Source organism: Bacillus cereus group sp. MYBK222-1, assembly GCF_051916425.1.
In the GTDB taxonomy this organism is placed as follows: domain Bacteria; phylum Bacillota; class Bacilli; order Bacillales; family Bacillaceae_G; genus Bacillus_A; species Bacillus_A paranthracis.
The window spans coordinates 339,455-352,275 of record NZ_JBQAGP010000003.1 but is presented as its reverse complement, the minus strand read 5'-3'; the positions used below and the strand labels follow the sequence as shown (position 1 = coordinate 352,275).

The following is a 12,821-nucleotide window of genomic DNA, read 5'->3' as shown; positions in this document are numbered from 1 at the left end:
AAGGGGGTGCCAGTAAGAGATGAAAGGGCTATTTAAAGGATTAAAATATACATTAAGCAATTTGAGTAAGAAGAAGGTGACGTATGATTATCCGAATCAACCGTTGCCATTGCCAGATCGTTTTCGAGGAATTCAAAAGTTTTATCCAGAAAAGTGTATCGTTTGTAACCAGTGCTCCAACATTTGTCCGACAGACTGTATTCAGTTAACGGGGAAAAAACATCCGGATCCTACGAAAAAAGGAAAAATTATTGACACGTACGATATTAATTTTGAAATTTGTATTCTTTGTGATTTATGTACAGAAGTTTGTCCGACAGAAGCGATTGTTATGACAAATAACTTTGAACTCGCGGAATATTCACGGGATGACTTATTTAAAAATTTGCAGTGGCTTGATGAAAACGACGAAAACGTCAGGAAGGAGAATAAAGCATGAATGGCGAGTTTATAGCATTCTTTATACTATCCTTGTCTGCAATTATCGGCGGCGTTCTTATGTTGAATTTAACGAAGGTCATGCATATGATGCTAGCTCTCGTTCTAACATTTCTCAGCATTGCAGGTTTGTACTTTCTTTTATCAGCTGAATTTATCGGGGTTGCACAAATTTTACTTTACTCGGGTGCGATCACAATTATTATGATTTTTGGCATTATGTTAACGAAACATAACGCGGAAAATGAATCGCGTCTTACTCTTCGAAAATGGATTATCTTCTTTGCGGTTGTAGCATTTGGGGCAGTTATGTATTTCGCTGTTAACAATATTGATTTCGCAAATGAAAGTACACAAGGAAGTTTACCTCTCCATGAAAAAAACACACTTCAAATCGGTACGCTTCTCTATTCAAAATATATCATTCCATTTGAGTTAACCTCAGTTATTTTACTTGTAGCACTTGTCGGTGCAATTATTCTTGCGAAGAAGGATGAGAAAGAGGAGGATTCCAATGAGTAGCGTGCCTGCTTCTGCGTATTTAACGCTTGCGATTATTTTGTTTTGCATCGGTTTGTTTGGAGCTTTAACGAAGCGCAATACAGTGATTGTATTAGTTTGTATTGAATTAATGCTGAACGCAGCCAATTTAAACTTAGTAGCGTTTAGTAAATTAGGTTTGTTCCCAAATGTAACAGGGCAAATTTTCTCTCTGTTTACGATGGCCGTAGCAGCAGCGGAGGCGGCGGTAGGACTCGCCATTTTAATTGCTTTATATCGTAATCGTACGACAGTTCATGTAGATGAAATGGATACGCTCAAAGGATAACATTGTGACCGAAAAGGGGGAAGGAAACAATGATCGATTATGCATGGCTCATACCGCTTTTCCCGCTTGTTTCGTTTTTGTTATTAATTATATTCGGGAAGAAAATTAGAGAAGGAAGCAGTGTACTTAGTATTTTCTTCGTCTTTCTCTCCTTTATATTTGCGGTACTTGTATTAATAGAAAGATTTACGACAGTACCAGTGAAGCATAAGTGGGTATGGCTTAGAGCTGGAGATATTGATATATCATTTGGCTTTGAAGTGACAGCATTAGGGGCTTTAATGCTGTTTATCGTTACACTTGTGAGTTTACTTGTACACGTGTATTCGAAAGGTTATATGAAAGGTGAGGAAAGATTACCAACCTTTTATGCTTATTTAGGGCTCTTTACATTTGCGATGCTCGGGCTTGTTATATCACCGAATTTATTACAGCTTTATATATTTTGGGAGTTAGTCGGCCTCGGTTCATTCTTACTCATCGGTTTTTATTTCTTTAAAGAAGAAGCGAAGGCTGCCGCGAAAAAGGCTTTTATTATGACACGTATTGGAGATGTCGGTTTATTTATTGGGATGATCTTAATTTTCTGGCATGCAGGTAGTTTTGAATATGACGCAATATTTAGGGCGATTCATACGGGTGATCTGACTCCGACAATGATTACAATAACGGCGATTTTAATTTTTATCGGAGCGATGGGGAAATCAGGTCAGTTCCCGCTTCATACGTGGTTACCGGATGCCATGGAAGGGCCGACGCCTGTTTCGGCACTTATTCATGCGGCGACAATGGTCGCAGCTGGCGTATATTTAGTGGCAACGATGTTTCCGCTATTTTCAGCAAGTGCGGTGGCGATGCAGACGGTAGCAATTGTTGGCGCCTTTACTGCAATCTTTGCAGCTTCCATCGGTCTTGTACAAACGGATATAAAGAGAGTACTTGCTTATTCTACAGTTAGCCAGCTCGGGTATATGATGTTTGCATTAGGATCTGCCGGTTATGTAGCTGGTGTGTTCCATTTAACGACACACGCTTTTTTTAAAGCGTTGCTATTTTTGGCGGCAGGAAGTGTCATTCATGCCGTGCATACGCAAAACATTAATAAAATGGGCGGTTTACAGAAGAAGATGAAAGTAACAGGTGCCTTATTTTTAATCGGTACTCTTGCAATTAGTGGTGTGCCACTCCTTTCCGGTTTCTTTAGTAAAGATGAAATTTTAGCTGCAGCTTGGATGAACGGCAATTATGTTTTATTCGTCTTAGCGATAATTGCAGCATTCCTAACAGCGTTCTACATGTTCCGCCTATACTTTCTTGTCTTTACTGGGGAAGCGAAGACGAAGGAAGATGTGCATGAATCGCCCCGCATCATGACGTATCCGATGATTGTCCTTGGCGTTCTTGCAGTCGTGGCAGGCTATATAAATACACCGTGGTTTGGAACGTTTCTCGGGGATTGGCTTACGAAAGATGTAGCATTTAAAGTGCGAGAGGCACACGGACCAGTTTGGATTATGATTGTTGCGACGCTCGTTTCTTTGACAGGGATTGCTCTTGCATATTTCATATATGGCAAGAAATCTATTGCTAGAGATTGGGCTGGTGGCGAGGACTCGCCTCTTTATAAACTTTTGAAAGAAAAATATTATGTGGATGAACTATACAATATGACGGTGCTCCCTATTGCGAAAGGAATCGCTCATGTGCTTCGCCTATTTGAAGTGTATGTAGTCGAAGGAATTGCCGTTTTAATAGGGAGTTTAGTGAAAGGGATAAGTGCAATTGGCTCTAGACTTCAAAACGGAAATGTACAAGTGTACGGGACTGTAACAGCTGTTTCACTTGCAGTACTCTTCATTATTTTGCTCTATACGGGAGGGGATTTACGATGAATGATTTGTTATTAACGTTCTTCATTTTTTCCCCGCTTTTAGGAATTCTCTTACTTACATTAACACCGAAAAAAGAATCACGTACAGTGCGAGCGCTCGGTTTATTTGGAACGGTGCTTCCATTCGGAATGGCTATCGTCCTCGCTTGTACATATGCTTCTGGAAAGAGTTTGTCTCTATTTGATGAAAAAGTGAAATGGATTACATTTGGGGATTTTGCAGCGGTGGATAAAAGGTGGTTTTCCATTTATTACGAACTTGGTATTGATGGTTTATCGCTCGTTATGATGGTACTGACGGCCCTTCTAGCGATGCTTGCAGCAATTGCGGCATTTACGATTAAAAGGAATTTGAAAGCATTTTATATGCTGTTACTCATGTTAGAAATAGGGATGCTCGGTGTCTTCGCTGCTCAAAATTTAATGTTGTTCTTTATCTTCTTTGAAATTACATTGCCACCGATGTTTTTATTAATTGGGAAGTGGGGGAAATTGTCGAGTGAAAAGGCTGCTTATAGTTATTTAATATATAACGGTATTGGCTCCGCTATTTTGCTTATCGTTTTCTCGGTTTTATTTGCGAAAACAGGTACAACCAATATTACAGAGCTTAAAGAAATATTAACGAGTGTAGGTGCTGGCGGAGGAATGGCTGTCCCAAATAGCTTACAGTTCGGCTTGTTTCTTAGCATAATGATCGCTTTTGCGATTAAACTACCCGTTTTCCCGTTACATCGCTGGATGGTCAATGTACATATTGAAGCACATCCGGCTGTCGTTATGCTTCATGCAGGTGTTTTACTGAAGATTGGAGCATACGGTATAATCCGCTTTGGCCAGGGGCTATTCCCGGAATACTTTCGCGAGGTTGCAACGCTCATTGCGATTTTAGGAGTCATCAATTTATTGTACGGAGCCTTCTTGGCACTCATTCAAACGGACTTCCGGAAGGTGCTTGCTTACTCTAGTATTTCACATATGGGTATTGTATTAATGGGCCTTGGGGCGTTAAATGCACCAGGTACACAAGGCGCTCTATTCCAAATTGTTTCGCACGGTTTAATTGCAGCTTTACTCTTTTTCTTACTTGGTGTTATAGAACAGCGCTTTGGAACATCAAATATTACAGCGCTTGGCGGACTTGCAAAAAGTGTACCAGTACTTAGCGGTTTCTTCTTAGCGGGAGGAATGGCATCGCTTGGATTGCCGGGAATGTCTGGATTTGTGAGCGAGTTTCTTGCCTTTCTCGGTTTATTCCAAGGGGAGCCAGTTATTGCTGCGGCCGGAGTACTTGGCATCATTTTAACTGCTGTATACGTATTAAGAGCAACCCTTCAAGTAACATTTGGTAAGAAAGAGTGGGAAGCGAAAGCTGATATACACGGATGGGAGTATGTCCCGATTTTACTACTTATCTTCTGCATTATTGCAATTGGAGTAATGCCAGAAATACTAGGGGATCCGCTTCAAAATACATTGAAAACATTGGGGGTGAAGTAGGGTGGATATGAATACGTTACTTAGCTTATCATGGCATCTCATGGTGCCAGAATTCATCATTCTCGGGGCTGCCATCCTTCTTTCCATATGTGATTTGTTTTTTAAGCTGAACCATAGGTATGTAGCGCTTGGTGCAATCGCAGCTATCGTATTAGCGATCGTATCATTAATTATGCTATACGGTGAACCAGCGGGAGATATTTTAAATGGCTCGTTTGTGTTAGATGGGTTTTCAAAAGGATTTAAAACGTTGTTATTAGGCGGAGCGGCTCTCATCTTATGCACCGCAATGAGCGATGATAAGAAAAATCCAATTGAAGATAAGGGAGAATATTATTACTTATTTTTAATGGCGCTTCTTGGGGCTATGTTTATGGCTTCTAGTGTCGACTTCATTACACTTTTCGTCGGCCTAGAATTGCTTTCACTTTCTTCCTACATTTTAGTAGGAATACGAAAAAAGAACCGTGCATCAAATGAGGCAGCAATGAAATATGTCATTAATGGAGGAATTGGAACGGCAATTACGCTCTTTGGAATGAGTTATTTATACGGCATTACAGGATCAACTAATATTGTGGATATGCAAAAGGTATTTGCCGGGGAACTGGCTGGTGGTATTCAGTTATTGCTAGCTCTTGCATTTCTACTATTACTCGTTGGGCTCTCATTCAAAATTGCGACAGTGCCGTTTCATATGTGGGCGCCTGATGTGTATGAGGGAGCGGCTACACCTGTTACTGCTTTTCTTGGAACGATTTCTAAAATTGCTGGGTTCTTACTCATTATTCGTCTGTTCCTCATGGTTTTTGCAAGTGTATCGGTGCAAGGAGACATGCAATCTTTATACGGACGTATGAGCATATACATCGCTGTGCTAGCTAGTATTACGATGATTATTGGAAATGTAGTCGCATTAAAGCAATATAACGTAAAACGCTTATTTGCTTATTCAGGAATCGCGCATGCAGGATATTTACTCGTACCGCTTGTAGCATTATCGTCATTTACGATGGATAGCATGTGGTTTTACATGCTTGCGTATATGCTTATGAATATAGGCGCGTTTGCAATTATCCACGGCTTAATCTTACAAAGCGACAAAGAAAATATCACCATTTTCACCGGATTATATAAAAGGTCGCCATTTACAGCAATCGTGATGACGATTTTTATTTTATCGCTAGCGGGGATACCAGGAACAGCTGGTTTCATTGGGAAAATTAACATCTTTTTAGGGGCCCTTCATGTAGAGCCAGCTCATTACGTACTAGCTTCTATTATGATGGGGACGACAGTCATTTCATTCGTATATTATTTCCGTATTTTACAGCAAATGTTTTTCCGTACAGGAGAAGTAGAAGAGAAAATTCGGTTGCCACTCAATATAAAGGTTGTGATGAGCCTTTGCGCAATTTCGATTGTAATACTAGGGATTATGCCGATGATTGGATACAATTTCTTTTATGAATATTTTCCATTAATGAAAGATTTCTTCTTCTTAGGGAACGTGGTACAATAGTGAAAATAAAAGGTGTGGAGTCGTTACTCTGCGCTTTTTATTTTGTGTGAACTACGATTGAAAATGCATATAAGTATACGCTTTTAAAGAGAAAATTACGATGTAACATGTAAGATGCTTATTTGTATTTGAAAAAGTGTGGCTCCTACTTATTATGGTATCGTTTTTATAGTATTTCGTAAGTAGTGGCTAGGTAAAAAGGAGTCGGTTTTTTGGCACATCTTTTAGGGCAACAAGCACTGATTGCCATCGTTTCGCATTTATTGTTTATTACCATTACGTGGTGGGCCTTACAAGGTATTCACATTGAGCGTTTAATGAAGCCTGGAAAGGTGATGCAGACGAGAGTATTACTCATCTTAATTACAATTGCAATTGGGACATCTGTAAGTAACTTTTTCCTTGATTATTTAGGCTATTCAAAGAGTTTAACGTATTTAGTAAAGTAAGTGTATAGAACCTCAAATCTCCGTTAACAATGGGGATAGGAGGGGATGAAATTGAAGCTTAAAGCCATTCTTATTGTTGCATTAAGTGTTGTTTTATTTTTGGTTGGGTATAGAGAGATGAAACCAATCAGCGATGAACAGAAGATGGAGAACATGATCGCAGCTGTAGAGAAAAATGATGCTAAAGTAGAGAAATGGTCATGGTTAGCACGAGAAACAAAAACAATTTCTAATATACATACGTTTCAAAAGTTGTTAAACGATGTGAAGGATAAGGCGAATATTCAAAAGTGGGAATTAGAGCAATCTCCAGATGGATATAAAGCTACATCCTATAAAAAATTTTCTTCCTATGAAGAACGAGTAGTAGTAACTTGGAGTAAGGAAAATACTAAAGAAAACACTTTCATTATCTTTGAAGTAAGCGGGGCAAAATGGGACCCGAAGTATATTCAGAAAACGAATAAAATTTTTAGTGAAAAACCTATAATTTACACTTGTGTTCAAGGTGTACTGAATGATAAGATTGAAGGTGTTTTGCAAAATAAAACCAATCAGGTTTTGAAAGATCTTTCAGCAAGAGCGATCGAACAGATAGAAGAAAGAGCATTTGTGTCAGTCTCCGCATACAATAAAAAGTGGGATGACGCTCTTTCAACAAATAGAGAGAAAATAAATGTGCAAATAGCAATACGTTCTACAGACAACAAAGATACAATTGTGGTTGGCACACCGATCATAACTTCTGAGTATTGAGTGAATAGATACTGAAAAAAGGACACGGAGGGGAATAATTTGGAAAAGATCATCGTCCGTGGCGGAAAGCGGTTAAACGGCACAGTGCGTGTTGAGGGCGCAAAAAATGCTGTATTACCTATAATCGCTGCAGCCCTATTAGCGAGTGATGGAAAGAATGTACTATCTGAAGTACCAGTTTTGTCTGATGTATACACAATTAATGAGGTATTACGTCATTTAAATGCTGAAGTCGTATTTGAAAATAACAAAGTAACAATCGATGCTTCTAAAGAGCTAAACATTGAAGCACCATTTGAATATGTACGTAAAATGCGTGCATCTGTTCAAGTAATGGGACCTTTATTAGCACGTAACGGTCGTGCTCGTATTGCACTTCCTGGTGGATGTGCAATTGGTTCACGTCCAATTGACCAACATTTAAAAGGCTTCGAAGCAATGGGAGCAAAAGTACAGGTTGGTAACGGTTTTGTTGAGGCATACGTTGAGGGAGAACTAAAAGGAGCTAAAATTTATTTAGACTTCCCAAGCGTGGGCGCGACAGAAAACATTATGTCTGCAGCTACATTAGCAAAAGGGACAACAATCCTTGAAAACGCAGCGAAAGAACCAGAAATCGTTGACTTAGCTAACTTCTTAAATGCGATGGGAGCGAAAGTACGCGGAGCTGGAACTGGAACGATTCGTATCGAAGGCGTTGATAAATTATATGGTGCAAACCACTCTATTATTCCTGACCGTATTGAAGCGGGAACATTCATGGTTGCAGCGGCAATTACTGGTGGAGACATCTTAATTGAAAATGCTGTGCCTGAACATTTACGCTCAATTACAGCGAAGATGGAAGAAATGGGTGTTAAAATTATTGAGGAAAATGAAGGTGTACGTGTTATCGGCCCAGATAAGTTAAAAGCGGTTGATATTAAAACTATGCCTCACCCAGGTTTCCCAACAGACATGCAATCACAAATGATGGCATTATTACTACAAGCTGATGGAACAAGTATGATTACAGAAACGGTATTTGAAAACCGCTTTATGCACGTTGAAGAATTCCGTCGTATGAATGCTGATATTAAAATCGAAGGTCGTTCTGTTATTATGAACGGTCCAAACAGCTTACAAGGTGCTGAAGTAGCAGCAACTGATTTACGTGCTGCAGCTGCATTAATCTTAGCTGGTTTAGTATCAGAAGGTTACACTCGTGTAACTGAGTTAAAACATCTTGACCGTGGCTATGTAAACTTCCATAAGAAATTAGCTGCATTAGGTGCAACTATTGAACGTGTAAACGAAAAAGTAGAAGAAGTGAAAGAACAAGAAGTTTCTGATCTTCACGCTTAATTGAAATAGTCTCTATGTCTTTTGACATAGAGGCTATTTTTTTTGGGCTTATTACTGTTATAGTCAAGAAATTCTATACTTATGCACGTACCAGTAAAAATATTTAGAAAATTTTTGTTTTATATGGTTCCCCTTAAGTATGTTCTAAAAGAAAGAGTTGTTCCATAAGAATGAATGGAGTAAAGCTTTTTCATATTGGGGGAAATAAGATGAAATTTTCAAAGCCACTTTTTATTACAGTAGCGCTTCTCATAGCGCTCGTTATCATTGTACCTGCTGCTCTTGTGATTCCGTTTGCGAAAGCAAAAGTAGAGGAAAAAGCAGCTTCTAAAACTCCTCCAGCGATAGAAAGTATACCAGCTCCAGGGAAAGTGGATACAGCGGTTCAAGTTGCTGTATATCGCGAGAAACAGAAAAAGGTAGAGTCATTACCTATGGAGGAGTATGTGACCGGTGTAGTAGCTTCTGAGATGAATGCCAGTTTTGAAATAGAGGCGCTAAAGGCGCAGGCATTAGCAGCGAGAACATTTGTCGTGCAGCGTATGCTAAGCGGAGGTAAGAAAAACAATGCGGACGTGACAGATACGGTGAAAGATCAAGTGTACAAAAGCAAAGAAGAATTGAAAAAACAATGGGGCAATAACTACGAAAATAATTTGAAGAAAATTGAAGAAGCTGTTTCGAAAACCGCAGGACAAGTTTTAACGTATGACGGAAAGCCAATCTCAGCATCCTTCTTCTCAACGAGTAATGGCCGGACAGAAAATGCAGCCGATTATTGGGGAAATGATTATCCGTACTTAAAGAGTGTAGATAGTCCGTGGGATCCGAAATTTACGAGTGAGCAAACCTTTACCGTAGCTGACTTTCAAAAACGTCTCGGTGTGAAAGTGTTAGCAGACGGAAAAGTTGGCGACATTAAAGGGCGTACGGAAGGAAAACGTGTAAAAGATGTAGCATTTCAAGGGAAAACATTAACCGGAAGAGATGTGCGTGACAAATTAGATCTACGCTCCTCTGATTTCACGTGGAAACAAGAGGGAGATAAAATCGTTGTTACGACGAAGGGCTTCGGTCACGGCGTTGGCATGAGCCAATACGGCGCGAACGGCATGGCAGCAGAAGGCAAGAAATATACAGATATCGTCGCTCATTACTACAAAGGCGTTGAAATAAAGACGATGAACGATTATGAAGGTAAGTTGATGGTGAAGAAGTAGGTGTCAGGGTCTCCTGGCACCTGCTTTTTGTTTAAAATATCATAATTTTCCATTAATTGTTTGGTATAATAAGATAAAAAGTATTTGGGGGAGACAAAATGGCGTTACTGGAGTTGAAACAATTAGGTAAGACGAACCAGTTACCGGCAGTTGAAATGAAGGTTGAGAAGGGGCAATGTGTTGTTTTGCAATGTAATAACCATACAGCTAAAGTATTGCACCGCATTATTATTGGTGCAGAAGAAGCTTCAACTGGTAATGTACTATTTGAAGGCGAAGCGATTGGAAAGAAAAATTATTCCCGCATCGGTTTTTGTTTTTTGAAAGATGAAGCATATGATCGTTTGAAGGTAAAGGAATACTTCAAGTTCTTAATAGGGCTTTATGAATCAAATATGAGTACGGAAGAAGTTGTACAATATGTCGGCCTTTTAGATAAATTAAACGTTAAAATAGAAAAACTATCATTTTCAGAGAAACGTCGTCTTCATATTGGGCGAGTTATGATCCATAATCCGGATTTAGTTATTTTGGAAGAACCAGAGCAAAATGTAGATACAGAGAGTACGATTATGATTCGAAAAGCAATTATGAAAATGAAAGAGCAAGGAAAGGCAATTTTTATTACATCATCGTTTCTATCGGACGCCCTTTCGTTAACAGAAGATGTATACATATTAAACAATGATGGTGTGAAAAAAATAGAAATCGAACAAGAAGAAGCAGAAGAAGTCGATGAAGAAAAAGTCATTCAAATGATTCCACAAATGAAGTTAGAAAGAATACCAGCGAAAGTGAACGATAAAATCATTTTATTAGATCCAATGGAAATCCAGTTCATTGAAACGCAAAACGGAGTAACACATATTCATGTGCGTGAAGGTGATTTCGTATGTGCATTAACATTAAGTGAACTAGAAGCGAGATTAACAGGTTTTGGTTTCTTTAGATGTCACCGCTCTTATCTTGTGAATTTACAAAGAGTACGAGAAGTAATTACTTGGACTCGTAACAGTTTCAGCTTAATTTTAGACGACGAAAGAAAAAGTTCAATTCCGCTTTCGAAAGGACGAATGGATGAGTTGAAAGGTGTAATTGGGCTATAAGAAGTACTCCAATAAGCTCAAAATACGATTCATTCACCGGTAAAAATACTCCTTTTACCGGTATTTTACTGCGTAAACCCTTTGATTTTCATATGATGGAGTCAAGAAAAGCGAAACAAACAAACGAAAAGCGCTAAAGCGACTTTCATCTATAAAAGAAAAAAACAAAGGGGATGACGAGATGACATTGGCAATTGAAATGAAAGATGTAATGAAAAGTTTCAACGAAAAAACAGCACTTCGAAATGTAAATATTGAAGTGAAGCAAGGAGAGATTTTTGGATTCCTCGGACCGAGTGGATCTGGGAAAACGACGACAGTAAAAATATTAACTTCTCAATTACTTCATAGCGTTGGAACGGTAAAAGTATTAGGGAAAGATATTACAGGGCCAAGCAGCATCGATTATAAACGAATTGGTATTTTAACAGACAACAGTGGCTTATATGAAAGGCTTAGCATTTATGATAACTTACTATTATTTTGTGACTTATACGATTGTAAAAAAGAACGAATCGATGAAGTACTAGCGCAAGTGAACTTATTAGATGATAAAAAAACATTAGTAAAGAAACTATCAAAAGGAATGAAGCAGCGCGTTACATTAGCTAGAGCAATACTTCATAAACCAGATATTCTCTTCTTAGACGAACCAACATCTGCACTCGATCCAGTTAACGTACAAAACATTCATAAAGTCTTAAAAGATTTAAATAAAGAAGGAACGACAATTTTTTTAACGACGCACAATATGGAAGAAGCAGAGACGCTTTGTAACCGCATTGCCTTTCTATGTAGCGGAGAAATTGTAGCGCTTGATACACCAGAAAATCTTCGCTTGCAGTACGCGAAAGATCAAATACAGGTCGTATTAAAAGATAAGCAAAAAGAAGTCGTGCAAAAAGACGAATTAGGTGCAAAACGCATTTCAGAATGGATGAAAAAAGGCGAGTTACTATCGATTCATTCACACGAACCAACGCTAGGCGATATCTTTATTGAAGTTACTGGGAGGGGATTATAATGACATTTTCAATGAGACGTGTATCAGCTATTTTTAGAAAAGAAGTACAAGATTTTAAGACGAATTCACAAGTGCTGCTAATGGCATCTTTACCAATTATATTTGCATTTATATATAGCAGGTTTGGACAAGGGAGTGCAGGGGTTGGCATTATTACCTTAATGGCCTTTCTATTTGTTGCAGGGTTTGTTCAATCAATGGTAATTGCAGAAGAGAAAGAAAAGCATACGTTACGTGTGTTAATGCTATCACCAGCTTCATCTGTTGAAGTTCTTTTTGGGAAAAGTATATTAACAGTATGTTTAACGTTAGGTATTTCTATTGTAAACTTATTCATTTTGGATCAATTAAGTGGAAATTTCTTATTACTAGCATTTGTTTTCTTATGTGGAACAATTCTATTTACTTTAATTGGAACGATGATTGGATTACTAGCTGAGTCTGTCCCACAAACATCACTAATTGGAATGCCAATATTAATGACGATGTATTTAGCTGTACAATTTGAGCCAATGGTTGAAAATAAAGTAATTAAGACAATGATTAGTTATCTTCCAACATCTCATCTCGAAAAGGCAATTAAAAGCTTAGTAGAGGGTGCAGGATTTAGTAGTATTAGTGGCCATATGATAAATGTTGGAGCTTGGCTTATTATTTCACTTATTGCATGTTTAATCGTGTATAAAAAGAAACAATTAGATTAAAAACTGAGCCGAAATGCTCAGTTTTTTCTTTTTTCTAT

General features: G+C 38.5%; 13 protein-coding genes. All 13 read left to right on the top strand.

Features of this window, described 5'->3' with window-relative positions; genetic code table 11:
- Window positions 1-19: 19 nt before the first annotated feature.
- Entirely contained in the window at window positions 20-439 is a 420-nt protein-coding gene (gene nuoI, locus ACTFR9_RS17740; protein ID WP_000677191.1) for an NADH-quinone oxidoreductase subunit NuoI, read from the top strand.
- The gene (locus ACTFR9_RS17735; protein ID WP_001012803.1) at window positions 436-960 is read left to right on the top strand and encodes an NADH-quinone oxidoreductase subunit J; all 525 of its coding nucleotides are present in this window, start codon (window positions 436-438) and stop codon (window positions 958-960) included. The genes nuoI and ACTFR9_RS17735 overlap by 4 nt, the downstream gene beginning before the upstream one ends.
- Window positions 953-1,267, top strand: coding sequence for an NADH-quinone oxidoreductase subunit NuoK (gene nuoK, locus ACTFR9_RS17730; protein WP_000100082.1), 315 nt, complete (start codon window positions 953-955; stop codon window positions 1,265-1,267). The genes ACTFR9_RS17735 and nuoK overlap by 8 nt, the downstream gene beginning before the upstream one ends.
- A gap of 29 nt (window positions 1,268-1,296) precedes the next feature.
- Window positions 1,297-3,159 carry an NADH-quinone oxidoreductase subunit L gene (gene nuoL, locus ACTFR9_RS17725; protein WP_440049004.1) on the top strand — a complete coding sequence of 621 codons (1,863 nt, stop codon included), beginning with the start codon at window positions 1,297-1,299 and terminating at the stop codon, window positions 3,157-3,159.
- Window positions 3,156-4,658, top strand: coding sequence for an NADH-quinone oxidoreductase subunit M (locus ACTFR9_RS17720; protein WP_193635244.1), 1,503 nt, complete (start codon window positions 3,156-3,158; stop codon window positions 4,656-4,658). Before nuoL ends, ACTFR9_RS17720 begins: the two co-directional genes overlap by 4 nt.
- Before the next feature lie 7 nt (window positions 4,659-4,665).
- Window positions 4,666-6,180, top strand: a complete 1,515-nt coding sequence (gene nuoN / locus ACTFR9_RS17715; RefSeq protein WP_229136642.1) for an NADH-quinone oxidoreductase subunit NuoN — start codon at window positions 4,666-4,668, stop codon at window positions 6,178-6,180.
- Between the two features lie 212 nt (window positions 6,181-6,392).
- Complete coding sequence (locus ACTFR9_RS17710; RefSeq protein ID WP_000940742.1) at window positions 6,393-6,629, top strand: DUF1146 family protein; 237 nt, start codon at window positions 6,393-6,395, stop codon at window positions 6,627-6,629.
- A 51-nt stretch (window positions 6,630-6,680) separates the two neighbouring features.
- The gene (locus ACTFR9_RS17705; protein WP_000767902.1) at window positions 6,681-7,385 is read left to right on the top strand and encodes a YwmB family TATA-box binding protein; all 705 of its coding nucleotides are present in this window, start codon (window positions 6,681-6,683) and stop codon (window positions 7,383-7,385) included.
- Window positions 7,386-7,424: 39 nt separating this feature from the next.
- Entirely contained in the window at window positions 7,425-8,729 is a 1,305-nt protein-coding gene (gene murA / locus ACTFR9_RS17700; protein ID WP_000411259.1) for a UDP-N-acetylglucosamine 1-carboxyvinyltransferase, read from the top strand.
- Window positions 8,730-8,938: 209 nt separating this feature from the next.
- Entirely contained in the window at window positions 8,939-9,949 is a 1,011-nt protein-coding gene (gene spoIID / locus ACTFR9_RS17695) for a stage II sporulation protein D (RefSeq protein ID WP_440049003.1), read from the top strand.
- A 98-nt stretch (window positions 9,950-10,047) separates the two neighbouring features.
- Window positions 10,048-11,055, top strand: a complete 1,008-nt coding sequence (locus ACTFR9_RS17690) for a LytTR family transcriptional regulator DNA-binding domain-containing protein (protein ID WP_229136601.1) — start codon at window positions 10,048-10,050, stop codon at window positions 11,053-11,055.
- A 181-nt stretch (window positions 11,056-11,236) separates the two neighbouring features.
- Window positions 11,237-12,079, top strand: a complete 843-nt coding sequence (locus ACTFR9_RS17685; protein WP_000170843.1) for an ABC transporter ATP-binding protein — start codon at window positions 11,237-11,239, stop codon at window positions 12,077-12,079.
- Window positions 12,079-12,783, top strand: a complete 705-nt coding sequence (locus ACTFR9_RS17680; RefSeq protein ID WP_000144473.1) for an ABC transporter permease — start codon at window positions 12,079-12,081, stop codon at window positions 12,781-12,783. Before ACTFR9_RS17685 ends, ACTFR9_RS17680 begins: the two co-directional genes overlap by 1 nt.
- Window positions 12,784-12,821 lie beyond the last annotated feature (38 nt).

Bases quoted from the DNA above. Each gene is read 5' to 3' on its own strand.
- nuoK (WP_000100082.1), top strand. From the start codon at position 953: ATGAGTAGCGTGCCTGCTTCTGCGTATTTAACGCTTGCGATTATTTTG.
- ACTFR9_RS17690 (WP_229136601.1), top strand. From the start codon at position 10,048: ATGGCGTTACTGGAGTTGAAACAATTAGGTAAGACGAACCAGTTACCG.
- ACTFR9_RS17680 (WP_000144473.1), top strand. From the start codon at position 12,079: ATGACATTTTCAATGAGACGTGTATCAGCTATTTTTAGAAAAGAAGTA.
- spoIID (WP_440049003.1), top strand. From the start codon at position 8,939: ATGAAATTTTCAAAGCCACTTTTTATTACAGTAGCGCTTCTCATAGCG.
- ACTFR9_RS17720 (WP_193635244.1), top strand. From the start codon at position 3,156: ATGAATGATTTGTTATTAACGTTCTTCATTTTTTCCCCGCTTTTAGGA.
- nuoN (WP_229136642.1), top strand. From the start codon at position 4,666: ATGAATACGTTACTTAGCTTATCATGGCATCTCATGGTGCCAGAATTC.
- nuoL (WP_440049004.1), top strand. From the start codon at position 1,297: ATGATCGATTATGCATGGCTCATACCGCTTTTCCCGCTTGTTTCGTTT.
- ACTFR9_RS17685 (WP_000170843.1), top strand. From the start codon at position 11,237: ATGACATTGGCAATTGAAATGAAAGATGTAATGAAAAGTTTCAACGAA.
- ACTFR9_RS17735 (WP_001012803.1), top strand. From the start codon at position 436: ATGAATGGCGAGTTTATAGCATTCTTTATACTATCCTTGTCTGCAATT.
- nuoI (WP_000677191.1), top strand. From the start codon at position 20: ATGAAAGGGCTATTTAAAGGATTAAAATATACATTAAGCAATTTGAGT.